This window comes from Enterococcus sp. DIV1059_2, from assembly GCF_051713685.1.
Classification (GTDB): domain Bacteria; phylum Bacillota; class Bacilli; order Lactobacillales; family Enterococcaceae; genus Enterococcus_D; species Enterococcus_D casseliflavus.
On sequence record NZ_JBIOQK010000001.1, the window covers coordinates 738258 to 761732 of the forward strand.

21 protein-coding genes are annotated in these 23475 nt (G+C 43.9%); 16 read left to right on the plus strand and 5 right to left on the minus strand.

Going from position 1 to position 23475, the window contains the following annotated elements; translation table 11 throughout:
• Window positions 1–242 precede the first annotated feature (242 nt).
• Entirely contained in the window at window positions 243–632 is a 390-nt protein-coding gene (locus IGI72_RS03485) for a YxeA family protein (RefSeq protein ID WP_005225168.1), read from the minus strand.
• 234 nt (window positions 633–866) lie between these two features.
• Between IGI72_RS03485 and IGI72_RS03490 the strand changes: the two genes are divergently transcribed.
• From IGI72_RS03490 to IGI72_RS03500, 3 genes are all read left to right on the plus strand, one after another.
• A complete protein-coding gene (locus IGI72_RS03490; protein WP_074536355.1) occupies window positions 867–1469 on the plus strand; it encodes a LysM peptidoglycan-binding domain-containing protein in 603 nt (200 codons plus the stop codon).
• A gap of 153 nt (window positions 1470–1622) precedes the next feature.
• The gene (nagB, locus tag IGI72_RS03495) at window positions 1623–2324 is read left to right on the plus strand and encodes a glucosamine-6-phosphate deaminase (protein ID WP_438753150.1); all 702 of its coding nucleotides are present in this window, start codon (window positions 1623–1625) and stop codon (window positions 2322–2324) included.
• Window positions 2325–2556: 232 nt separating this feature from the next.
• Window positions 2557–3267, plus strand: coding sequence for an MgtC/SapB family protein (locus IGI72_RS03500; RefSeq protein WP_034858162.1), 711 nt, complete (start codon window positions 2557–2559; stop codon window positions 3265–3267).
• 61 nt (window positions 3268–3328) lie between these two features.
• Here the strand turns inward: IGI72_RS03500 and IGI72_RS03505 are convergent, their stop codons facing one another.
• Window positions 3329–4153: a DUF92 domain-containing protein gene (locus tag IGI72_RS03505; RefSeq protein WP_438753152.1), complete on the minus strand. Its 825-nt coding sequence runs from the start codon at window positions 4151–4153 to the stop codon at window positions 3329–3331.
• Window positions 4154–4289: 136 nt separating this feature from the next.
• Here IGI72_RS03505 and IGI72_RS03510 point away from each other — a divergent pair, with 136 nt between their 5' ends.
• The 6 genes from IGI72_RS03510 (at window position 4290) to IGI72_RS03535 (ending at window position 12372) form a co-directional block, all read left to right on the plus strand.
• Window positions 4290–5597 (plus strand): FAD-dependent oxidoreductase, encoded by a 1308-nt coding sequence (locus IGI72_RS03510; RefSeq protein ID WP_375806079.1) that lies wholly within the window; start codon window positions 4290–4292, stop codon window positions 5595–5597.
• Window positions 5587–7029, plus strand: a complete 1443-nt coding sequence (locus tag IGI72_RS03515) for a helix-turn-helix domain-containing protein (RefSeq protein WP_015509062.1) — start codon at window positions 5587–5589, stop codon at window positions 7027–7029. The genes IGI72_RS03510 and IGI72_RS03515 overlap by 11 nt, the downstream gene beginning before the upstream one ends.
• Before the next feature lie 131 nt (window positions 7030–7160).
• Window positions 7161–8681 (plus strand): glycerol kinase GlpK, encoded by a 1521-nt coding sequence (gene glpK, locus IGI72_RS03520; protein ID WP_005225176.1) that lies wholly within the window; start codon window positions 7161–7163, stop codon window positions 8679–8681.
• 3 nt (window positions 8682–8684) lie between these two features.
• A complete protein-coding gene (gene glpO, locus IGI72_RS03525; protein WP_438753156.1) occupies window positions 8685–10514 on the plus strand; it encodes a type 1 glycerol-3-phosphate oxidase in 1830 nt (609 codons plus the stop codon).
• The gene (locus IGI72_RS03530; RefSeq protein WP_005225178.1) at window positions 10507–11223 is read left to right on the plus strand and encodes an MIP/aquaporin family protein; all 717 of its coding nucleotides are present in this window, start codon (window positions 10507–10509) and stop codon (window positions 11221–11223) included. Before glpO ends, IGI72_RS03530 begins: the two co-directional genes overlap by 8 nt.
• A gap of 90 nt (window positions 11224–11313) precedes the next feature.
• Window positions 11314–12372, plus strand: coding sequence for an alpha/beta hydrolase (locus IGI72_RS03535; protein ID WP_151195707.1), 1059 nt, complete (start codon window positions 11314–11316; stop codon window positions 12370–12372).
• A gap of 59 nt (window positions 12373–12431) precedes the next feature.
• Here the strand turns inward: IGI72_RS03535 and nrdF are convergent, their stop codons facing one another.
• From nrdF to nrdH, 3 genes are all read right to left on the minus strand, one after another.
• On the minus strand, window positions 12432–13397 hold the full coding sequence (nrdF, locus tag IGI72_RS03540) for a class 1b ribonucleoside-diphosphate reductase subunit beta (RefSeq protein WP_005225180.1): 966 nt from the start codon (window positions 13395–13397) through the stop codon (window positions 12432–12434).
• A gap of 97 nt (window positions 13398–13494) precedes the next feature.
• The gene (gene nrdE / locus IGI72_RS03545) at window positions 13495–15654 is read right to left on the minus strand and encodes a class 1b ribonucleoside-diphosphate reductase subunit alpha (protein ID WP_005225181.1); all 2160 of its coding nucleotides are present in this window, start codon (window positions 15652–15654) and stop codon (window positions 13495–13497) included.
• Between the two features lie 97 nt (window positions 15655–15751).
• On the minus strand, window positions 15752–15976 hold the full coding sequence (gene nrdH, locus IGI72_RS03550; RefSeq protein WP_005225182.1) for a glutaredoxin-like protein NrdH: 225 nt from the start codon (window positions 15974–15976) through the stop codon (window positions 15752–15754).
• A 357-nt stretch (window positions 15977–16333) separates the two neighbouring features.
• On the opposite strand from nrdH, the gene IGI72_RS03555 reads away from it, so the two are divergent.
• From IGI72_RS03555 to IGI72_RS03585, 7 genes are all read left to right on the plus strand, one after another.
• Window positions 16334–16801, plus strand: a complete 468-nt coding sequence (locus IGI72_RS03555; RefSeq protein ID WP_128432710.1) for a FeoA family protein — start codon at window positions 16334–16336, stop codon at window positions 16799–16801.
• Entirely contained in the window at window positions 16801–18939 is a 2139-nt protein-coding gene (feoB, locus tag IGI72_RS03560; protein WP_438753159.1) for a ferrous iron transport protein B, read from the plus strand. The genes IGI72_RS03555 and feoB overlap by 1 nt, the downstream gene beginning before the upstream one ends.
• Complete coding sequence (locus IGI72_RS03565) at window positions 18936–19067, plus strand: hypothetical protein (RefSeq protein WP_010747544.1); 132 nt, start codon at window positions 18936–18938, stop codon at window positions 19065–19067. The genes feoB and IGI72_RS03565 overlap by 4 nt, the downstream gene beginning before the upstream one ends.
• A gap of 281 nt (window positions 19068–19348) precedes the next feature.
• A complete protein-coding gene (locus IGI72_RS03570; RefSeq protein ID WP_438753162.1) occupies window positions 19349–20614 on the plus strand; it encodes a CapA family protein in 1266 nt (421 codons plus the stop codon).
• Window positions 20615–20847: 233 nt separating this feature from the next.
• A complete protein-coding gene (locus tag IGI72_RS03575; RefSeq protein WP_005225192.1) occupies window positions 20848–21462 on the plus strand; it encodes a hypothetical protein in 615 nt (204 codons plus the stop codon).
• Between the two features lie 266 nt (window positions 21463–21728).
• Window positions 21729–22385 carry an HAD family hydrolase gene (locus IGI72_RS03580; protein ID WP_438753165.1) on the plus strand — a complete coding sequence of 219 codons (657 nt, stop codon included), beginning with the start codon at window positions 21729–21731 and terminating at the stop codon, window positions 22383–22385.
• Between the two features lie 578 nt (window positions 22386–22963).
• A complete protein-coding gene (locus IGI72_RS03585; RefSeq protein WP_438753167.1) occupies window positions 22964–23347 on the plus strand; it encodes a DUF7006 family protein in 384 nt (127 codons plus the stop codon).
• The last annotated feature ends 128 nt before the right edge of the window (window positions 23348–23475 follow it).

The window sequence follows — 23475 nt, forward strand, 5'->3', positions numbered from 1 at the left end:
TTCTGGTTTTATTTATTTCCGATCATCAATAGCTGCTTGATCAAAGTTTGAGAAAAAAACCATTGCGAAGCTAGAGCGGTTTTGTCTATAAGAAGCGTAACTCTTGACCATTGGGAAAAATCAAAAAATACCAGTCGGGCGAGGACTGGTAAGAGGAAGAAAAATAGTTTTGGTATAAAGCTAGCATAGTCGGTCAAAGTAAAATGAACCTTAAAAAGTAGAAAGTTTCTTGTAAGAAGTCCTTATTCGTCAAAGGTTTCCAGCTCAGACAGTATTTTTGCGGGGACTTCTGATTGAGGGACTTCATTGGGACCAGAAATGATGCGGGTCTTACTGATTTCTGCTTTGACTAAAGTATTTGGAGCCAATGGTTTTACATTTTCGCCCGTCAGGTCATAGGTCATGAGTTCTTTTTCACCATTTTTCTTTACGAATTCAAAGGTGTATTTGTAGGTAAAAGAGCCATCGATTTTTTCACCAGAATCGCTGTAGGTCTGTGTCTTTTCAGGGACTTTGTTGGGTGTGATAGCATAAGCCGTGATGCCGCGATACGTTGTTGCATAGTACGTGTAGCCGAAATAGCCGGCTACGACAATAATCAAAACGCCAAGCGTTAATAGTAGTTTTTTCATGGGTATCATTCCTTTCCATTACTAGCATCACTATAGCATGTGGCCACTAAAAGCACTCATCGAAAGGGATAACAATATTGTAAGTTTAGCATTTTTGAATAAAAATCCTGTAACTTTCTGTTTAACAATTGTGATAATGAAAAATATTTCTGAAACCTTCCTGCAATATTGTAATGTTATTCTCTTACTTGTGCCCGATAGCGGGACAAATAATCAAAAGAGAGGTTTTTTCATTTGAAAAAATTTGCATTTACAGTTGTTGCAGGATTTGGTTTATTCGTTGGTGGAACAGTTGTGTCAGCAGCAGAACAAACCCATGTTGTCGAACCAGGAGACACTCTATCTGGGATCGCTGCTACTTATCAAACAACGGTCGAAGACCTTTTAGCTTTAAATGATTCCATCGAAAATCCAAATATGATTTTTGATGGCGAAACATTGTTGGTTTCTAACGATGGCCAATCAGTAGAAAACAAAGAAACAAGTACGAAAGAAAGCACAGAAAAAAGTGAATCCACAGCGACTGCTAACGTGAGTCAAACTCGTTCAAGCGTTCCTGGTGCTGGTTCTGGTGTCTTGAATCCAGTGGATGGGATCAACTATTTCAATGGTGTGAGAGAATCGTACTACTCACAAAAAGTCTTGCCAGGAGGCGGATTGAATATCCCTGGTCGCCATGTAGCATCAGACGGAACCATCCGTGATGCCGATGGGTACATCGTTGTTGCCAGCGATAATCAACCGAAAGGATCGACTGGTCAATCATCTTTAGGTGCCTATAAAGTCTATGACACAGGTGTCGGTCATAGCGGTATTGATGTTTATACAAATTGGTAAACAAGTAGAATACGAGTAGAGACGAGCGCATTTTAGAGCTCGTCTTTTTTTGATTGCCGAGAAAAAATCGTCATCTGGTCTAGACTAATTATTGTAATCAAACACAACCTGTGGTATTATTGGACTATACCAAATAGAAACGGAGCGCTGATCATGGAAATTATTCGCGTTAAAGATGCTGCTCAAGGCGGAAAGAAAGCTTTTGAATTGATTCAAGAAGGTATGGCAAATGGCGCCAAGGTGCTAGGTTTAGCAACAGGAAGCACGCCAGAGACCCTTTATGCAGAAATGACTGCCAGTGAAGTTGATTTTTCAGAAATGACTTCAGTCAACTTAGATGAATACGTAGGACTAGGCGGCGAAGACGAACAAAGCTATCGCTACTTCATGAATGCTCATTTATTCAATAAAAAACCATTCAAAGAAACCTTCGTACCAAACGGCAAAGCGGAAGACTTAGAAGCAGAATGCCAACGCTACGATAGCGTGATTGCGGATCACCCAGTTGATATCCAAATCTTGGGTATCGGTCAAAACGGACATATCGGCTTCAACGAACCTGGTGCATCTTTTGAAGGAACGACCTCAGTCGTTGATTTGACTGAATCGACCATCAATGCCAACAAACGCAACTTTGATAAAGTCGAAGACGTCCCAACGACGGCAATTTCAATGGGGATCGGTTCGATTATGCAAAGCAAAAAAATCATTTTGATGGCATTTGGCGAAGTCAAAGCGGATGCGATCCAAAAAATGATTGAAGGACCCGTAACCAACGAATTACCGGCTTCTGTTTTACAAAAGCATGATGACGTGATCGTGATCATCGATGAGGCTGCTGCCAGCAACCTGTAAAACAAAATCAGCCCTTTTCAGAAATAAGTCAGAAGGAAAAATGAGCCATCCTCGCAGCTTCCCCCTGCGCTTGTGCAGTAGCGCCAGCGCAGCTGCGAGCAATGGTTTGTAGCTTACTTGCTTATTTTCTGAGGGGGCTTTTTTTATTTGACTGATTCGGCGCTGTTTTTTTCTTTTTTTCATCAGAGATGCTATAGTTAAAAGAGAGAATACGAAGAAAAGAGGGATGCAAATGGTTGATATGCATTTATCCATTCCTGAAGTAGCGCTGAGATTGCTGCTGGCAATGATCATGGGAGGAGCGATTGGGTACGAGCGGCAATACAAAAGCCGACCAGCTGGTCTTAGAACCCATATCTTGGTTTGCATGGGAGCTTGTGTCATTGCATTGATCCAAGTGGAGATCGCCACAGGTGCCATGCGAGATGCGCTGGATCATCCAGATTTAGCAGGCGTGATTCGTTCAGACGAAGCACGATTGATCGCCCAAGTCGTCAGCGGGGTCGGTTTTCTAGGCGCTGGAACGATCATTGTGACGAAGCGCTCGGTGACGGGGTTGACGACGGCTGCTTCCTTATGGGCGATCGCAGGTTTAGGAATTGCCATCGGGATGGGCTTTTACACCATCGCATTAAGCAGTTTTATCGGGATCTTCTTTGCATTGACGATCGTTAAGCGGATCGTCCGCGTACCGACAGCAAAAAAATTAGAGATCCAGTACATCCATCGCACCGAGACCAAAGAGTTTTTGACGGAGTACTTCCAAGAGAAAAATATCGTGATCGAAGATGTCAATTTTGATGTCAAATTTATGGAAGACTATCGCATTTATACCAACATTTATACGATTGATCTCCCCCGAGGCCTAGGCTTTTCTGAAGTGATCGAAGAATTGTCTGTCTACAAAAATGTCACGAAGATCCGCTTAGTGGATATTGCTTAATCGGTATTGAGTCAAAAAGCAGCAAGACACCTCACATTAGTGAGGTGCTTTGCTGCTTTTTTTATGATGCGGTAGACATTTTTAAGTAAAAGAAACACACAGTCAAAGTAACGATCACTATTGAACTCAGCAAATTGACCCCTTCATTCGTTACAAAGGAAAGACCGCCGACTTGCTTGGTGGCAACGTCGTGGTGGACTTTTTTTTCGGTGTATTGGTGACAGACAGGGCATTGATAGCGCACCTGAATCGTTGCGCCCAGTAAGCTGTCCAAAAGACTACCGCCAAAGCCTAAGGCAGTCAAGGTCAACCAGAGATCAAAGGAGAACGGCTTGCCGTTCAACCATAAGGCTGTTGCGAATAAACCAGTGATGGCGAGACTCCCTGCTAGGGAAGCGGCAGTTCCCAACCAACTGACACCGCCGGAAAGTCCTGGTGGTAATTTTTTTCCCGTTAGTAAGTGACGCGGTGGACTTGGACTCAGCACGCCGATTTCTGAGCCCCAAGTGTCAGCCGTACAGCTAGCGATTCCCGCCACAAATCCCCAAAGGAATAGCGGTTCTTTCGTCCAAAAGGCAAGCAGTAGCGCAAAGATGCTTGGTGCGATGTTCGCAAAGACTTGTTTTGCATCACGGCGAGCACCTTTGGCAAGCACAGCTGACTCTGGCTGACTGCGCATTTTCTTTAAAAGACCAATGATGCCAGAGCTGGCAAAGAAAAAGCCAATCAAAAAGATGCTGTACCACGGACCAAAGCCAATGACCAGTGTGCCGCAAAGAATCGCAGCCAGTGCGCCAGAAACAGTCAGCCACTGAAAGACGAATGCTGCCGCTGCAACGAATATGCTGGCAAACAATCCCAGCATGAATTGATAAAAGAAAACCATTTGAACACTCCTTTGCGTATAGTTTAGCATAGGTCTCATTTATTTTACCGCAGTTAACAAAAAAATAGTCAGCCTGATAGCTTTTTACTCGTCAAATGAGAGCGTTTCATTTAAGCTAAGGGAGAGAGGTGATCCAATGAAAATCATTATCATAGGCGGGTCCTTTGGGGGTGTCAGCTGCGCCCGTGAAGCACGCCGATTATACCCTGACGCAGAGATTTTATTGATAGAAAAAAAAGCCCATCTTGGGTTTGTTCCAAGCGGTTTGTTATTGCTGATCGAAGGCAGGATCGCATCGCTGGAAGAAGCATTCTTTTGTACGAAGGAGCAGCTGGAGGCAGAAACGATTGACGTTGCCTTAGAAGAAACGCTTCTGGAGATTTTTCCTTCGGATCATCGGATTCGAACGGATAAGCGAGAACTTAGTTATGATCGACTCGTCTTGGCAGCAGGCTCCAGTCAAGATTCCACTGTTTTGCCACAACCAGAAGAAGCACTACTGACCTACAAGGAATATGAGGCAGCCAAGCATTTCTTGCAGCAATTGCCCCAAGCAGAGTCGATTACCATCGTAGGTGCTGGTCAAGCGGGGATGGAAGCGGCGAATACCTTGACTGCGATCGGAAAAAAAGTCAGTGTGATCGAATCAATGTCATATCCTTTATTCAAGTACTTTGATCACGATTTTTTGCAGCCCTTTTTAACGGAGATCGAAAAAATCCCCAACTTGCAGCTGCATTGGTCCAAGCCAACTTTGGCAGTCGTTAAAACGGAAACAGGCTTTCGGATCGAAACCGCCGATCAAGGCTATGAAAGCGATCTGGTATTGACGACAGTCAACGTTCATCCTCGCTTGCCAGAGGCATTTGCGGTCTTTGAATTACACAGTGATCAAACCATCTGGACAGATGCCTACTTGGAAACTTCTGCCACGGATATTTTTGCGGTCGGCGATTTGATCCAAATTCCGAATGCTATTACGAAAGATACGGTCTATATGCCCTTAGTCAACAATGCTGTTCGCTCAGGGATCGCAGCAGCTCGCAATCTGGCAAGCAAAACCATCCCGTTTCGTGGCGGATTGCGGACAGTCGGTACGCAACTGTTTGGGTGGTACTTAGCAAGCACCGGCTTGACCGAGTCGGATCGGTTTTTCTTCGAATCTCCGATCGTCTGTCATACGTTTACTGCCGCCAGTTCCTTGTTTGATCCAACACAGGTTCATGGAAAAGTGATGATCGAACAAGCCAGCGGCCGAATCGTTGGTGCGCAGCTTTTATCAAAAGCCAATATTTTGGAAAAAATCAATTTACTAGCGTTTGCGATCGAGCAGCAGGCAACGATGGAGGAGTTGACCCAAAAAGACTTTTTCTTCCATCCACGGTTCACTAATGTAATCGACGAAACTTTTCTATGGTCGGGAAGTGATGCCGATGAGACTTGATCAGTTATTAGAAAAAAAAGAAGCAAAGCAATTGCAGCTGCTCAAAAAGCTTTTACTGGTGGGCGGAAAAATGGAACTGCACGAGCTGGCGAGCTATCTTGGCATCAGTAAGCCTTCCTTGGAAAAATATGTGGAGGAGTTGCAAGATGAGCTGGCTCACTACCAAGAGCAGTGTCAGTTGTATTATCGAAAAGGTGTCCTGGTCTTTGAAATGAGTCCCACTTTTTCCCTTAATCAAATCGAATGGGCGTTTTATCGTTCAGCATTGAAATTTCAAATCCTCGAGCATCTTTTGCAGCATCAAGAGGTGACCACTGTCCAGCTGGCACAAAAATTAGCGGTCAGCGAGTCATCCTTGTTTCGCAAAATCAAAGAGCTAAATGGCTTGCTAGCAGAATTCGAGTTAGAGATCTGGCAAGGAAAGCTGATTGGGGAAGAAACGCAAATTCGTTATTTCTATTTTGAACTCTTTTGGTATGTCCATTCTTTCGATAGTCAGCCGCTGCCGATCGATGAAAAATACGTCGGTCTGATCACACGAGGTCTGAACATGACTTTCACGAAAGAAGCCCAACAGCGCTTGTCCCTATGGCTGAGGATCATGAAGGCGCGACTGAAAATTGCTACTCAATCCTTTCAAGTCTTACGGGAGAAAATGGTACCCTACACGAAAGATCCTTTGTTTCAGCAATTACGGGAGTTGGTATTTCGTGGGTTTGGCCATTATGCATTAGAAGTCAGAGAAGAGGAGGCGATGCTGCACTTTGTCTTTTTACTGTCGTTCTCGGTGTTATCCGAACACGATCTGCAAGTGTATATGCTGCAGCGTTCTCGGTTTACGCCAACTGCCTTGACGGATACCTTGATTTTGGAACATATTTTGCATCTCTACCGCCCATCGTTTGTTCCCCGTGAAATCGAAGCCACTTGTTATGGTCACCTGCTGCAGATCCACAGCCGCGTGTATTTTTTCAAAGGGGATGTGGAGGTTTTTGATCGAGAAAATATTTGGCAGTTAGAAGCGCAGCTATCCAGTCGTAACATCCAGCAAATCAGTCACGAACTATTGGATAAGGCTTTAGCAGAGCTTGATATCAAGCCATCTGATAAAAATAGTTTGTTGATGATGACGATGGTCAAATACTTGAGTGTGATCACGATCATCGATTATCAAATCAATCGGGAGTTTCGCGTCGGGATCGCTTTGAAAATGGATGAACTGTTTAAAGAAGCCCTCTACTACATGTGGCTGCTGTATCTCAAAAATTTGAATGGCGTAGTCGTAGAACGCTATCGCCCAGAACAAGAATATGACTTGATCTTGGCAAATTATGCTATCGAGACGAAAACACCGACTTATCGAATCAGTGAACTAGGTACCGCTTATGATCGGGAAACGATCAAAAAAATGATCCGCGAACGCTTTCAATAGTGGATTTCGTCAATTTCTTAGAAATTTGAAAAAAAATTGACGAACCACATTGCGAAAGTTCAGCTAAAATAAAAGCAAGTCAGAAAGCGCTAACAAGAAAAGCGTATAAAAAACTAAAGGGAGCGAATCAAATGGCAGAAAAAAATTATGTAATGGCGATCGACCAAGGAACCACTAGTTCAAGAGCAATTATTTTTGATCGTAACGGGAAAAAAATCGGCAGTTCACAAAAAGAGTTTCCGCAATACTTTCCAAAATCGGGTTGGGTAGAACACAACGCCAATGAAATTTGGAACTCTGTCCAATCAGTCATCGCAGGGGCATTTATTGAATCAGGTATCCGACCAGAAGCAATCGCCGGCATCGGGATCACCAACCAGCGTGAAACGACAGTGGTTTGGGACAAAACGACAGGCCAGCCGATCGCAAATGCAATCGTTTGGCAATCCCGCCAATCTTCACCGATCGCTGACCAATTAAAAGCAGATGGCCATACAGAGATGATCCATGAAAAAACTGGGTTAGTCATTGATGCGTATTTCTCAGCGACCAAGGTGCGCTGGCTTTTAGACAATATCGAAGGGGCACAAGAAAAGGCGGATAATGGCGAGCTACTTTTCGGAACGATCGATTCATGGCTTGTGTGGAAACTGACAGATGGGCAAGTCCATGTCACCGATTACTCCAATGCTAGTCGGACGATGCTTTACAACATTCATAAATTAGAATGGGATCAAGAAATCTTGGATCTTTTGAATATTCCAAGCTCGATGCTGCCAGAAGTCAAAAGCAACTCAGAAGTCTATGGTCACACCCGCAGCTACCATTTTTACGGCAGTGAAGTACCAATCGCTGGAATGGCTGGGGACCAACAAGCCGCCCTCTTTGGACAAATGGCCTTTGAAAAAGGCATGATCAAAAATACTTACGGCACTGGGGCATTTATCGTCATGAATACGGGTGAAGAACCACAATTGTCTGACAATGACCTACTGACGACCATCGGGTATGGCATCAACGGCAAAGTCTATTATGCCTTAGAAGGAAGTATCTTCGTTGCTGGATCAGCGATCCAATGGCTGCGGGACGGTCTACGAATGATCGAGTCTTCTCCGCAATCAGAAGAAATAGCTGCCAAAGCAAAAGGCGATAATGAAGTGTATGTGGTGCCTGCCTTTACTGGATTGGGCGCACCTTATTGGGATTCAGATGCAAGAGGAGCCGTCTTTGGCTTGACTCGTGGGACGACGAAGGAAGATTTTGTTCGGGCAACATTGCAAGCTGTTGCGTATCAATCAAAAGATGTCATCGACACGATGAAAAAAGATTCTGGCATCGATATCCCATTGCTGAAAGTCGATGGCGGTGCAGCCAAAAACGATCTATTGATGCAGTTCCAAGCGGACATTTTAGACATTGACGTGCAACGAGCTGCGAATCTGGAAACAACCGCATTAGGTGCAGCTTACTTGGCAGGGCTAGCGGTTGGCTTCTGGAAAGACTTGGATGAATTGAAATCAATGGCAGAAGAAGGGCAAATGTTTACACCAGAAATGCCAGCAGAAGAAAGAGACAATTTGTACGAAGGCTGGAAACAAGCGGTGGCAGCTACTCAGACCTTCAAATTCAAAGCGAAGAAAGAAGGCGAGTAAGCCATGACCTTTTCACATAAAGATCGGAAGCAAACCATTCAAGAAGCGGCAAAGACCACCTATGATGTATTGATCATCGGTGGTGGGATCACTGGCGCGGGGGTTGCTGTTCAAACCGCAGCCGCTGGGATGAAGACGGTGCTTTTGGAAATGCAGGATTTTGCCGAAGGAACGTCTTCGCGGTCCACCAAACTCGTTCATGGCGGTATTCGTTATTTGAAAACCTTTGACGTGGAAGTGGTCGCTGACACCGTGCGGGAGCGGGCGATCGTGCAGCAAATTGCTCCGCATATCCCGAAACCAGATCCAATGCTTTTGCCAATCTATGATGAACCAGGGGCAACCTTCTCCTTGTTTTCTGTCAAAGTGGCGATGGATCTTTATGATCGCTTAGCGAATGTGACAGGCAGTAAATACGAAAATTATCTGCTGACGAAAGAAGAGGTCTTAGAACGCGAACCTCAGCTGCAGGCGGAAAACTTAGTCGGTGGCGGTGTCTATCTTGATTTTCGCAACAACGATGCCCGCTTGGTGATCGAAAACATCAAACGAGCACAAGCCGATGGGGCAGCAATGATCAGTAAAGCCAAAGTCGTCGGCATCTTACATGATGAGCAAGGCATCATCAATGGGGTAGAAGTGGAGGATCAACTGACAAACGAGCGCTTTGAGGTTCACGCCAAAGTCGTGATCAACACGACAGGCCCTTGGTCAGACATCGTTCGTCAATTAGACAAGAATGATGAGTTGCCGCCACAAATGCGTCCGACGAAAGGTGTCCATTTAGTGGTCGATCGGGAAAAACTAAAAGTGCCGCAACCAACCTATTTTGATACTGGGAAAAATGATGGTCGGATGGTTTTCGTGGTACCAAGAGAAAATAAGACCTATTTTGGCACAACCGATACGGATTATACAGGCGATTTCGCCCATCCAACGGTCACGCAAGAAGATGTTGATTATCTACTGACCATCGTGAATGAACGCTTCCCTCACGCTCAGATCACCCTTGATGATATCGAAGCGAGCTGGGCAGGATTGCGTCCGTTGATTGTGAATAATGGCGGGTCTGATTACAATGGCGGCGGTAAAGGCAAACTATCGGATGAAAGCTTTGAGCAGATCGTTGAAAGCGTCAAAGAGTATCTTGAAGATGAGCGGCAGCGACCAGTCGTAGAAAAAGCCGTAAAACAAGCACAAGAACGAGTAGAAGCCAGCAAAGTGGATCCATCGCAAGTTTCTCGCGGCAGCAGTTTGGAACGCTCAAAAGACGGACTATTGACGTTGGCAGGGGGAAAAATCACCGATTATCGCTTGATGGCGGAAGGAGCAGTCAAACGGATCAATGAATTGCTCCAAGAAAGCGGTGCATCCTTCGAGTTGGTGGATTCAACCACGTACCCAGTTTCTGGTGGTGAGCTTGATGCAGCCAATGTAGAGGAAGAATTAGCGAAGCTGGCTGACCAAGCGCAAGCCGCTGGATTCGATGAAGCCGCTGCGACGTATTTGGCTCATCTTTATGGGTCGAATCTTCCCCAAGTGTTGAACTACAAGACGAAGTTTGAGGGCTTAGATGAAAAAGAAAGTACGGCCTTGAACTATTCCTTGCATGAAGAAATGGTTCTGACGCCTGTCGATTATCTATTGCGTCGGACCAACCATATCCTATTTATGCGAGACACCTTAGATGAAGTCAAAGCCGGTGTCGTTGCAGCTATGACCGACTTCTTTGGCTGGAGCGAGGAAGAAAAAGCAGCCCAGGTAGCAGAATTGAACCAAGTGATCGCAGAATCAGATTTAACAGCCTTAAAAGGAGGAAAAAAAGATGAATGAAACAACCCAGATCTTTAGTGAATTTCTAGGAACGGCTATTTTGGTTTTGTTAGGGGATGGTGTGTGTGCGGCAGTCAATCTGAAAAAGAGTAAAGCAGAAGCCTCTGGCTGGATCGTGATCGCAATGGGCTGGGCGACAGCGGTAACGATTGCCGTTTACGTTTCAGGGTACATGGGACCTGCTCACTTGAATCCAGCCGTTACATTAGGCATGGCGATGACGGGGAATTTTTCTTGGAGCTTGGCTGTACCGTTTATGCTGGCACAAATTGCTGGTGCGATCGTAGGGGCGATCCTCGTTTGGCTCAACTACTTGCCATTATGGGATGAAACAAAAGACCAAGGCGCGATTTTAGGTACCTTTGCAACAGGGCCTGCAGTTCGTAATTTAGTATCGAATACCATCACTGAAGTGATTGGTACCTTTGTCTTAGTCTTTGGCTTATTGGCTTTTGGTGCCAATACCTTTACGGATGGATTAAATCCCATCGTCGTTGGGATCTTGATCTTAGCGATCGGGCTGTCGCTTGGTGGACCAACAGGCTATGCCATCAATCCGGCACGGGACTTAGGACCACGGATCGCTCACCAAATCTTGCCAATCAAAAACAAAGGGACTTCCGATTGGGGCTATGCGTTAGTACCAATCATCGGTCCAATGATCGGGGCAGCGATCGCTGCTGGTTTGTTTATGATGTTGCCATTATAAACGATGTTATTTTAAGGATGATGCCTATTGGTATCATCCTTTTTTAATCTTTAGCGATTGTCATTGAATTTGCTAAAAAAACATGGTTAAATGAAAAAGCTGAAACAGAAAGAAGGAAGGAGCTTTTACTTGAAAAAAATTCTGCGCTTTTTCATGTGGGTGGCGATGGTCCTGATCGGACTCTTAGCTGCCGTTTTTCTGGCTTTTCAACTCTCCCCACGACCGGGGGCTTTTTTGATCGGTCATCTGTTTAACCAAGAAGTGACCATCAAGGATGAGGCAGCTTATCAAAAAAGTTTGCCGAATGTGACGGTCAAACAGGACTTGACGTATCAATCGGATTATCAACGTAGTACCTTTGATCTATATTATCCCAAAGAGGCACAAGAAGGCCCTGTTCCAGTCATTTTTTGGGTCCATGGGGGCGGCTATGTCGGCGGAGACAAAGAAGGGGTCAAAGAGTTTGCGACCTATGTCGTCGATGAAACCAAAGCTGCTGTGATTTCGATTAATTATGAATGGGCACCAAGTCTGCATTATCCTGGACAGGTCAAACAATTAGCCCAAGCGGTAGACTCGATCAAAGCAGATGCCCAAGCATACCCCATGCTGGATTTCGATCAACTCTTCTTCGGCGGGGATTCTGCAGGAGCCCAAATCGCTGGGCAATATGTGGCGCTGCAAACCAATCCAGCGTATGCGAAGGAAATGTCCTTTGATCAAGATATTCCTGCATCGGCCCTGAAAGGGTTTATTTCCTATTGCGGACCGCTTGATTTGAAGCAGATCGCTGGGACTTCTTCAGATGATCGCTTTATGAAATTCTTTGTCAAAACGGTGGCTTGGTCGTTATTAGGAAAAAAAGAATGGCAAGATAGTCCCCAACTGCAGGAAATTTCACTGGTGGATAAATTGACGGCTGATTTTCCACCAACGTATATCACGGATGGCAATGCCTATTCCTTTGAAGACCAAGGCATTGCCTTTGCCAACCAGCTGCAAGCTCTTGATATTCCCGTGACGAGTCGCTTTTACAAAGGGGATTCGGAAACGGTGACCCACGAATACCAATTTGATTATAGCTTGCCCCAAGCACAGGCCTGTTTGACAGAAACGTTGACCTTTATCAAAGACCAGTTGGCTCACTAAAAAACACCTTGTTTCTCACCCTCAATTGGCGAGAAACAAGGTGTTTTTTTGTCAGCAGATCAATCAAGTCCGATGAAGTAGTCATCGTCTTTCATCGCTTCCACGGAACCAAGCAGATACCCGTTCCCAACTTGTGAGAAGAAGTCGTGGTTGCTGGTACCAGTTGAAATACCGTTCATGACGATTGGATTGACATCGTTGGCGGTATCTGGGAAAAGCGGGTCTTGACCTAGATTCATCAAAGCCTTATTGGCATTGTAACGCAAGAAGGTTTTGACTTCTTCGGTCCAGCCGATCTCATCGTATAATTCTTCGGTATAACGCTCTTCATTTTCATACAACTCATACAACAAATCGTACATCCAGTCTTTCAGCTTTTGCTGTTCGTCTTCTGGTAATTCGTTGAAACCTAATTGGAATTTGTAGCCGATATACGTGCCGTGAACGGATTCGTCACGAATGATCAATTTGATGATCTCCGCTACGTTCGCTAGTTTGTTATTGCCTAAGTAGTAAAGGGGTGTATAGAAACCTGAATAGAATAAGAAGGTCTCTAGAAATACACTGGCGATTTTTTTCTCTAGCGGTGTGCCATTTTTGTAGATCTCATTGATTCGTTCGGCTTTCTTTTGCAAATATGGATTGGTGTTGGTCCATTCAAAAATATCAGCGATCTCCGCTTTTGTATTCAGGGTGCTGAAAATCGATGAATAGCTTTTTGCATGGACAGATTCCATAAATTGGATGTTGTTCAAGACCGCTTCTTCGTGTGGGGTGCGGACATCTTTACGCAGTTGATCCATACCGCTTTCTGATTGAACGGTATCTAATAAAGTCAAGCCGCCAAAGACGTAGCCCACCGTTGTTTTTTCTAATGGAGATAGCGTCCGCCAGTCATCAAGGTCATTTGATAAAGGGATCCGCGTATCTAACCAGAATTGTTCTGTTAATTTTTCCCAAGTGGATTTATCGATGATATCTTCGATCTCATTCCAGTTGATTGCTTCATAGTAAGTCTTACCCATAGTCGGTTCCTCCAATAATCGTATCAAGACAACAGCCGACCCGCTGTCAAGAAAGAGCAGGGGCAGGCGGTTGGTTCGTTTTCAGGCAAAAGTTGGATTAGATGACGCAGCTTTCACATTGGTTGCTGCCGATCTCTTCTGCATCATCTGTAAAGGTCCGTACATAGTAGATCGATTTGATGCCTTTGTGGAAAGCGTAGTGACGCAAAATGTTCAAATCACGGGTGGTTTGTTTTGTCGTTTCTTTCCATTCGTAAAGACCTTCTGGAATATCTGACCGCATAAACAAGGTCATACTCATACCTTGATCGACGTGTTTTTGAGCAGTTGCGTAAACATCGATCACTTTGCGCATATCCATATCGTAGGCTGATTTGTAGTAGCCGATCGTCTCATTGCTCAAGTAAGGTGCTGGATAGTAGATCTTGCCGATTTTCTTTTCTTGGCGTTCTTCGATCATCCGTGTGATTGGGTGGATGCTGGCACTCGTATCATTGATATAAGAGATCGAACCATTTGGTGCAACGGCTAGGCGGTTTTGGTGATACAAGCCGGTTTCTTTGACGGTTTGTGCCAAGGCTGCCCAATCTTCACCAGTTGGTAAAAAGACGCCTTCGAACAATGCTTTGACTTTTTCCGATTTTGGTTGGTAGTCACCTTGGATATAATCGGTGAAGTAGCTGCCGTCTGCATACGCTGATTTTTCAAAGTTATGGAAAACTTCGCCTTTTTCTTTGGCGATGGCATTGCTTTCAACCAATGTCCAATAGTTCAACAACATGAAATAAAGATCAGTAAATTCAAGGGATTCTGGTGAACCATATTCCATTTGATTTTTTGCAAAATAGGTATGCAAGCCCATTGCGCCTAAACCGATCGTGTGGTTCAAGGCATTCCCATTTTGGATCGATGGTACTACGTCAATGTCAGACGCATCAGTAACAAAGGTCAAGGCACGAGTCATTGCTCGAACAGATTTCCCAAAGTCAGGGCTGTCCATCAAGTTCACGATATTGGTGGAACCTAAGTTACAGCTGATATCTGTTCCTAAAACTTCGTATTCTTGTTTGCCGTTGATCTCAGATGGTGCTTGGACTTGAAGGATCTCGGAACAAAGATTACTCATGATGATCTTGCCATCAATTGGGTTGCTGCGGTTTGCTGTATCGATATTGATGATATAAGGATAACCAGATTCTTGCTGCAATTTAGAAATTTCGTTTTCTAGATCACGGGCTCTGATTTTGGTTTTGCGAATCCGTGGGTTCATGACTAAGTTGTCGTATTCCTTGGTGATATCGACATAAGAGAAGGGCACGCCATATTCTTTTTCGACACTGTAGGGACTAAAGAGATACATCTCTTCATTTTTGCGCGTCAATTCGTAGAATTTGTCAGGTACGATCACGCCTAATGATAAGGTTTTGACACGGATTTTTTCATCCGCATTTTCTTTTTTCGCTGATAAAAAGCTGATGATGTCTGGGTGGAAGACGTTCAAGTAGACCACGCCAGCCCCTTGCCGTTGACCCAATTGGTTTGAGTAGCTGAAGCTATCTTCAAACAATTTCATTACAGGCATCACACCACTTGCTGCCCCTTCGTAGCCTTTGATAGGCGCGCCGGCTTCCCGCAAGTTTGATAACGTGATCCCGACACCGCCACCGATTCGTGAAAGTTGCAGCGCGGAGTTGATCCCACGACCGATCGCGTTCATGTCATCAGTGATTTGGATCAAGAAACAAGAAACCAACTCACCGCGACGTTTGCGTCCTGCATTCAAGAAAGAAGGGGTTGCTGGTTGGTAACGTTGGTAGATCATTTCATCTGCCAAGCTCATTGCTAACTCTTCATTGCCATCCGCAAAGTAAAGGGCGTTGAAAGCCACCCGATCTTCGTAACGTTCTAGATACGCGGTACCATCATTCGTTTTTAATGCGTATTGTGAATAAAACTTGTAAGCAGCCATAAATGATTTGAAAGTAAAGTGTTGCTCATCTAAGAATTGATACAATTGCTCAATAAAGGCAGGGCGATACTTTTTGATAAATTCTTCTTCTAAATAATCATTTTCAATCAAATAATTGATTTTGTCCATTGCAGTCGCAAAGGTTAAGGTATTTGGTTCAACGTTTTCTTTAAAGAATGCCGCTAAGGCTTCTTTGTCTTTATTTAATGGAATTTGACCATCTACTGGACGGTTGATCTCATTATTCAATTTGAAATAACTGACATCTTTGATTTCTTTCAAGCTCATAAATGGCTAACCTCTTTTCTTGTTTTGTTCGTATAAAAAAGGACTTGCGGTCTGGACGACTGACAAATCCCTCAAAAGCATCACATTGAGAAAAATCTTAGCTCGCTAATTGACGTAGTTGATCTGGACGGAAACCGATGATCGTTTGCGCATCAGAGGTAATGACTGGCACACTTTGGAATCCTTGTTCTTTCAAAAATTCTAATGCTTCAGGCTCATTATCAATATTGATTTCTTCAAATGCAATCTGATTTTCACTTAAAAAGCGTTTCGCCATTTTACATTGCATGCAGTTGTTTTTCGAAAATAGTTTGATATTCATAATTGTTTCCTCCGAGTTGTAATAGTTATAAACCTAGTATAAATAAGTCTCGGAGAAAGTCAACGAAAAAACACTATATCTTGTGCTTGTGAATTCGGCATACACAATTTATAGTGTTTCTGTGTTTTTTATGCAAGGGAAAAAAGCGGAAAATACTTAGAATTACAAGGTTTTTGCGTAATTAATACAGGGGATATGCAATCAAAATGAGTAAAAAAAATCCGCATTGTGAAGGAAGATTCAAAGTGAGACCCAAAACAGATTGACTTCTTATGGAAATGGCTCTATTATAATGATAATCATTCTCAATTAAAGTAGGTTAATTATAACAACACTTCACAAAAGGAGTAAGAAGCAATGAAAATGGCGCAAACTCGGGCTTCTGGAACATACAAAATCGACTCGTTGACAACCACCAAAGAAATCACGGCTCATTTAAATGATCTTGGTATTCGCACGGGCGTTGAAATCGTTGTGGTACAAAAAGATCGCAAAGGCGGCATCATTTTACACCAAGGAACGCGGATCGCTTTAGATGAACGGGTCATGGAACAAATCGATGTCACAGAAACCCAGCAGCAAACCATCATTACCTCTTTGGATCAGCTGCAAGTCGGTGAAAGCGGGAAGGTCAATCAGATCGCCGCCAAAGGTGCGGTGCGCCGTCGATTGATGGATATGGGGCTTACGAAAAACGTCCATTTGGAAGTGGTGAAGCTGGCTCCTTTGGGTGATCCGATGGAGATTCGGCTCCGCGGCTATGAATTGTCTTTGAGAAAGCAAGAAGCAGCGTTGGTTTTTGTCGAAAAAGGAGTCGAAGCGTAATGACCTATCACTTTGCATTAGCAGGAAATCCCAATAGCGGGAAAACGAGTACCTTCAATCAATTGACCGGTGCCAAACAAACAGTGGGGAATTGGCCAGGCGTTACCGTGGAACGAAAAGCGGGGCGACTGCGAAAAGACCGACAAGTATTGATCCAAGATCTACCAGGGATCTATTCCTTGTCGCCGTACACACCAGAAGAACTGATTTCTCGCAATTATTTGATGGAAGCATCATTGGATGCGGTGATCAATATTATCGATGGAACCAACCTGGAGCGCAACCTGTATCTAACATTGCAATTATTAGAAATGAATGTCCCGACTGTGGCAGCCATCAACATGATCGACCTATTAAAGAAAAAAGGCTTGCAGATCAATTTCGAAAAGCTGGCTTACGGTCTAGGGGTTCCCGTAGTAGGGATCAGTGCTTTGAAGCAACGCGGCTTAACCAAAATGATCGAGGCAGCGAAGCATGTAGCCAATACACAACCGCTTCCTCCCCGCTACGATGCTCGTCTAGAAGCTGGCTTGACCGAGATCATGGCGATTTTGCCAGAGACGATCCCTCAGCAGCAAAAACGCTGGTTTGCCATAAAACTCTTTGAAAAAGATGAAGCGATTCAGACGATGTGTAAACTGACTGATTCCCAGCAGGCAGTCCTTCAGGAGACGATTTCGATTTTAGAGCTGATCTTTAAAGACAGCAGTGACGCCATTCTCGTCAATGAGCGCTATGGCTTCATTGAAGAATTGTTGGCGCTGGCAGTCATCAAGGAAACAGATCAGCACTTAGCCTTCAGCGACAAAATCGACCGTGTGTTGACCCATCGCGTATTGGCACTACCGATTTTTGCCTTCATTATGTGGGGAATCTACTATTTATCGATTCAGACGATTGGTACGATTGGTACTGATTGGGTCAATGATGTATTATTTGGCAGCTGGATTCCCGAAACAGCAGCGCACTGGCTAGAACAGCTGCAAGTCGCCCAGTGGCTGCAAGAACTGATTTTAGACGGCATCGTGGCTGGTGTCGGTGCGGTCTTAGGCTTTTTGCCGCAGATCTTCGTGCTGTTTTTTTGTTTGGCTATCTTGGAGGACTGCGGATACATGGCACGGGTGGCATTTGTCATGGACCGCCTGTTTCGCAAGTTTGGTCTATCTGGCAAGTCATTTATCCCCATGTTGATCGCTACCGGTTGTGGGGTGCCCGGCGTGATGGCAAGCCGAACGATTGAAAATGAAAAGGATCGTCGGTTGACGGTGATGGTCACGACCTTCATGCCATGTTCTGCCAAATTGCCGATCATCGCATTGATTTCAGGAGCCTTTTTCCCTCAGTATAGTTGGGTCGCCCCATCGGCCTATTTTGTCGGCATGGGTGCTGTGATTTTTTCAGGGATCGTCTTGAAAAAAACACCGCTGTTTGCAGGTGATCTGGCACCATTTATTATGGAACTGCCAGCGTATCACTTGCCGCAGCTCACAACGATTTTGAAAAGTGCCTGTGATCGAGCCATTGCTTTTGTGAAAAAAGCCGGGACGATAATTTTTGTGGCTTGTATCTTTGTCTGGTTTACCTCCAGCTACAGCTTTGCCTTGCAGCGGGTCACAGAAGACCAAAGCATTTTGGCCTTTTTCGGACGATTTTTGGCGCCGCTTTTTGCTCCCCTAGGCTGGGGAACCTGGCGAGGCGCCGTGGCGACGATCACTGGCCTGGTCGCCAAAGAAAATGTGATCGGCACCTTTGGGATCCTTTACGGACAAACCGGGGAGTTGTCAGAAAGTGGGACGGAGATTTGGCAAGTGTTGCGCGGCGATTACACTGCTGTGGCGGCATACTCTTTTCTCGTCTTTAATTTACTATGTGCCCCTTGTTTTGCTGCTATCGGTGCGATCCACCGTGAAATGGGGGACAGCAAGTGGACATGGTTAGCCATCGGCTATCAATGTGGCTTGGCGTACTGCGCTAGTTTGTTGGTCTACCAATTCGGGCACGTCATCTTTGAAGGCGGACACCTCACGCTGGGTGTTTTCGCGGCAATCCTCATTGCTGGGCTATTGGTATTTGCTCTGTTGAAGAAACCATTCCGCGGGAGTGCACCCTTGATCCAAGTCGTAGGAGGCGAAAAATGATTGCTACAATAATTCTAAGCGGCCTGATTTTTGGCTATGGCACCCGTGTAGTGTACCGCATGGTGAAAAAGGATCATTGTTCTGATTGTCATAGCAGTTGTCCCGTGAAGCATGAGGAAGCAAAGTAGAAAATAGCTTCAGGAAGCAAAAATTTATGAGGTCAGAGCTGCTATAGAAAAGAATAAAAGAAGCGAATAAAACAACTCAGAAGCGAATAAAACAGTTCGATCACGATCGGGCTGTTTTTTTATTCTTTACAAAACGACCTATTAAAGGAATCTCAAATATAGTATAATTATTTAATGAAAAGATATTATTTAGTGGGGGGTCGCAGGAAAGGGAGCAGGGAACCTCGTTAGAACGTAAACGAAGATAGGTTTTTGATAAAGCAGAGTGAAAGGGTGAGGGCATGAGACAACAACGAAGACGGGAGCGTCAGAAACACCAGCGGATCATTGTGGGGTTAAGTACAGCGTTGCTGGCAATCATACTTGGAGTGATTTATCTAGTGATTCAAGTGACAAGCATCCCCGAACAGCGTCATACAGCAGAAACGACAAAGGCAACAAAGCCAATGCAAGAAACGAGTAGTTCTACCGAAACAAAGCCAGCAGTAAAAACCATCACAGTGACAGCTAGTGGCGATATGCTTTATCATACACCTGTTTATTTAAGCGCTTACGACGGGAAGCGTTATGATTTTGACAATGATTTTGAGCAAGTCAAACCGCTGATTGCATCGGCGGACCTTGCTTTAGGTGATTTTGAAGGAACCATCAATCCTAATAAACCGCTTGGCGGTTTTCCCTTATTCAACGCCCCTATCGATGCTGTTGCCAGTATCAAAGACGCGGGCTTTGATGTGATTGATCTTGCCCATAACCATATTTTAGATACAGGGATCGAAGGAATCAAAACAACGGCGGCTGCTTTTCACGACCAAGGCTTGGCAACGATTGGTGTCACGGTCGACAATAGCGGAATCCTGGTCAAAGAAGTCAACGGGATCAAAGTTGCTCTCTTGGCCTATGCCTATGGCTTCAATGGCCTTGAAGAAAGCTTAACTCAAGCAGAGTATGACACCTATTTGAAAGACTTGTCGTTAGATAAAGTGGAAGCAGAGATCAAAGAAGCGGAAAGCTTGGCGGATATCACCATCGTGATGCCTCAGTCTGGTGTCGAGTATTCTTTAGAACCAACGGAAGAACAACAAACTGTTTATCGGAAGATGATCGATTTTGGTGCTGATATTATCTTCGGCGGCCATCCGCATGTAGCAGAACCAACCGAAATCATCGAAAAGGACGGTGAAAAGAAATTTATCATTTATTCAATGGGAAACTTATTGTCGAATCAACGTTATGAAACCGTCAATAACAACTATTGGACCGAACGAGGCGTCATCCCAGAAGTTGAAATCTCCAAAGAAGGGCAGCGGACCTATTTAAGCAAGATTGCCATGCATCCGACTTGGGTGTCCAAAGAACCGATCCCTGATCGTACCTATTATGATCCAGAATACGGCGTCTTGCAGGCCTTTGATTTTCAAGTCTACCTTGCCGAAGATTATCTGCCAGATGGGCAATATGCCAAAAATATCCCTGAAGAAAAGCGCCAGCGGATCGAAACCGCCTACCATGAAATGCTGGAGCTGTTGGATTTGAAGTGGGAGTAGTGAGGACAAGAAAGCAATCTGGCTAACAGGTTGCTTTTTTATTGGCTTTCGAAGAGTATGAACCATGAAATGAAAGTCAATCTATTTTTTTAAAACATGACACCAGATCACCATTTATGAACAAAAAATGACACCTCAAGCTGATAAAAATAAGTAATAATGTCAACATAAAGTATTCAGAAATCATTTCCAACTCATTTCTGAATAAATAAGAAAGGAAAGTAGGGTGTATCATGAGAATTATCATATTGACGAAAAATATATCATATGAGATTGATTTGCAGCGGGAGCTGCAGATTTTGAGCCATGAAGTGTTCGTGGGCAGAAGTACCGAAGAGGAGGAATGGTTGATAGAAAGTGCCAAGTTATTTGACTGTTTATTTGTCAGTGAAACAATTGCTGATCCAGAATTTTTATTGCTCAATCAGACATTGGCTCCTTATTATCAACAGCGGATCGTTCGAATCTTGCCAGGGAATGACGAACAAGAAATGATACTGGAAAAAGCGGAAAATGCGACCTATCTTAATCGGTCATTTGTCGAGTTGAGAGAATTTTTGGCGGCTTTGCCACCAAATACTCGCAAGTTAGAAAAGGCATCAGTAACGAAGGAATCGTTCCCTAAATTTCTTAGTCTGCAAGAACAGATCTTTTTCAATAATCTAGCAGAAGAGCAATTTATCAACCGAGAGGACCTTTGCTGGAAAATTTGGGGCAACGGCGGCACGAATTCCCGAAAATCGCAGCTATCGATTTTGGCGAAACGAATCAATGAGAAATTAGATGAATACGACTATACTGAAAAACGCGTCCGTACAGCTTGGGGCAAAGGATATATCTTGCAATAAAAAAGCTAAAAATGGGTTTAACTTTTTATGTCTGACAAATAGGCCTTCAGGTAAATTTGCCTATCTTGTAGAAACGACTCTGTTTTCAAAGCGAGTCGTTTTTTATATAAGTATATTAGCAATAAATGAAGAAGGTTATGGAAAAATATGATAATGCTTTTTTTTAGTGATAAAATAGAGATAATCAGTAATGGAAAGAAATATTGCGTAAATGAAAAAAGCATTTGTAGAAAATTGATGGAATACCTTTTGGAGGAGGAAATATCGTGAAGCAGGTTGAATGTGTGCTATTTGATTTAGATGGAACTTTATTGGATTCAAAAGAATGTAGTGTGAAGGCGACAAAAGCAGCTTTTAAAGAGATGGGACTCAAAGTACCCAGTGAAGTAGTCATTGAACATTATATGGGGATACCGATCGAAGAATCATTTTTTAAAATGTCTGAACAGCCATTAGATCAAGAAACCGCAACGGAATTGATTCGGATTTTCCGAGCCTATTACCAAACCTATGAAGAAAGTACCTTGAAAGTATTTCCAGAAATTCCCCATGTCTTAGAAATCTTAAACAAACGAAAGGTACCTTGTTTCGTCGTTTCAAGTAAGAAGACAGCGGTTGTCAAACGAAACCTAGCTGCTCAGGACCTTGTGGCGTTCTTTGAAGAAATCATCGGCTCTGATGCGGTGACCCACTACAAACCTCATCCCGAAGGAATCAATAAAGTCGTGGCACACTATCAATTTGACCCGATAAAGACGATCATGGTAGGAGATGCTATTTTTGATATCCAAATGGGAAAAGCCGCGGGTGTCAAAACGATCGCCGTTACGTGGGGCAGCCACGATCCGAAAAAGCTTTCTGAAGAAAACCCAGATGCTTTGGTAGACGCGCCACGTGAGATTTTAGATTTTCTATATGCATGATCCTTTTTTGTGCTCACAGTGTAAGAGGACGTTTTAGCCTCGCTTATATCTTGGCATGATCGAAAAAGAAAGGACAGATTGTCCTTTTACAAAATGTAAATTGAGAACTTTGACCAATGATCGAAACCAGCGATCATTGGTTTTTTGTGCTGTCGTGAGAATGAAGGCGCCACAGCATTGGTTAAAAGCATTCATTTCCATTCGTTCTTTTGGTTGATCGTGTAATCATCGGAAAATCACTGCAAATAATTTCCTTTTGATCTTTCTTCTTAGATAAAGCAATGCGGGTACGCTGGATTTTTCTCTCTTATTCCTCTGCTAGAGCAAAAAGGAATTATAAGCTTGGAGCAACAAAAAACTATAATGAGAGTAACTGATTTCCTTAGATCATGCATTGGAGGTGAGCGCAGAACGGGATGCCACCCAAGGATTTCATGTGATTTGAAATACTAGAAGATAAAGCCTTTGTTTTATGTGAAGGGATGTAGGGGCGATTAACGAAGAAGGAAATCATTACGATTAAATGAGGGATCAATGCTATCATTGAAGAAAAGCCATGGATGGAAAGGAGTGATTCTGTGTTATCAGAAAAAATAAATGACCCGAAGGATTATCTGTCTTATTCAAAGGAAGTATTGTTAAGCGCTGGGGTACTGACAGCCTATCCGAAACTTTTTACTTATTATCAGGAACTTTGTGTTGACTTCGAAGACATTTACTATGATCGAGCAAAGAACTTATTTGATACCTTTCGAGCGCTTCTGGCTGTGGACGCACAGATCCAAATTCTACTGGAACTTGTGACCAATACCAAAACTGACCTATGTCAAGAGCTGGGGATGAAGGAAGAGGAAATTATCAGTATGATCAAGCATGACAAACGGTACTATTATCGCGAGCTTACGGGTCATGCAACTAACCAACTACCTAAATGGGGGTTGATTTATTTAAGTGAAGAGTAAGCTACGCAAAGGATAAGTCACCTTAAAAGTGATCAAATGAAAGCCATTTGACGATCATCAAAGATAAAGGGCATCGAGAAAAAAGGAGAGCGTGTTTATGTATGAGTCAGTAAAATAGTCTAGCGAGG

What these genes read in the sequence shown, in the direction of transcription:
- IGI72_RS03535 (WP_151195707.1), top strand. Translation starts at nt 11,314, where the DNA reads ATGAAAAAGCTGAAACAGAAAGAAGGAAGGAGCTTTTACTTGAAAAAA.
- IGI72_RS03515 (WP_015509062.1), top strand. Translation starts at nt 5,587, where the DNA reads ATGAGACTTGATCAGTTATTAGAAAAAAAAGAAGCAAAGCAATTGCAG.
- IGI72_RS03505 (WP_438753152.1), bottom strand. Translation starts at nt 4,153, where the DNA reads ATGGTTTTCTTTTATCAATTCATGCTGGGATTGTTTGCCAGCATATTC.
- nrdF (WP_005225180.1), bottom strand. Translation starts at nt 13,397, where the DNA reads ATGGGTAAGACTTACTATGAAGCAATCAACTGGAATGAGATCGAAGAT.
- feoB (WP_438753159.1), top strand. Translation starts at nt 16,801, where the DNA reads ATGACCTATCACTTTGCATTAGCAGGAAATCCCAATAGCGGGAAAACG.
- IGI72_RS03565 (WP_010747544.1), top strand. Translation starts at nt 18,936, where the DNA reads ATGATTGCTACAATAATTCTAAGCGGCCTGATTTTTGGCTATGGCACC.
- IGI72_RS03555 (WP_128432710.1), top strand. Translation starts at nt 16,334, where the DNA reads ATGAAAATGGCGCAAACTCGGGCTTCTGGAACATACAAAATCGACTCG.
- nrdH (WP_005225182.1), bottom strand. Translation starts at nt 15,976, where the DNA reads ATGAATATCAAACTATTTTCGAAAAACAACTGCATGCAATGTAAAATG.
- IGI72_RS03500 (WP_034858162.1), top strand. Translation starts at nt 2,557, where the DNA reads ATGGTTGATATGCATTTATCCATTCCTGAAGTAGCGCTGAGATTGCTG.
- nrdE (WP_005225181.1), bottom strand. Translation starts at nt 15,654, where the DNA reads ATGAGCTTGAAAGAAATCAAAGATGTCAGTTATTTCAAATTGAATAAT.
- nagB (WP_438753150.1), top strand. Translation starts at nt 1,623, where the DNA reads ATGGAAATTATTCGCGTTAAAGATGCTGCTCAAGGCGGAAAGAAAGCT.
- glpK (WP_005225176.1), top strand. Translation starts at nt 7,161, where the DNA reads ATGGCAGAAAAAAATTATGTAATGGCGATCGACCAAGGAACCACTAGT.
- IGI72_RS03530 (WP_005225178.1), top strand. Translation starts at nt 10,507, where the DNA reads ATGAATGAAACAACCCAGATCTTTAGTGAATTTCTAGGAACGGCTATT.
- IGI72_RS03510 (WP_375806079.1), top strand. Translation starts at nt 4,290, where the DNA reads ATGAAAATCATTATCATAGGCGGGTCCTTTGGGGGTGTCAGCTGCGCC.
- IGI72_RS03575 (WP_005225192.1), top strand. Translation starts at nt 20,848, where the DNA reads ATGAGAATTATCATATTGACGAAAAATATATCATATGAGATTGATTTG.
- IGI72_RS03570 (WP_438753162.1), top strand. Translation starts at nt 19,349, where the DNA reads ATGAGACAACAACGAAGACGGGAGCGTCAGAAACACCAGCGGATCATT.
- IGI72_RS03485 (WP_005225168.1), bottom strand. Translation starts at nt 632, where the DNA reads ATGAAAAAACTACTATTAACGCTTGGCGTTTTGATTATTGTCGTAGCC.
- glpO (WP_438753156.1), top strand. Translation starts at nt 8,685, where the DNA reads ATGACCTTTTCACATAAAGATCGGAAGCAAACCATTCAAGAAGCGGCA.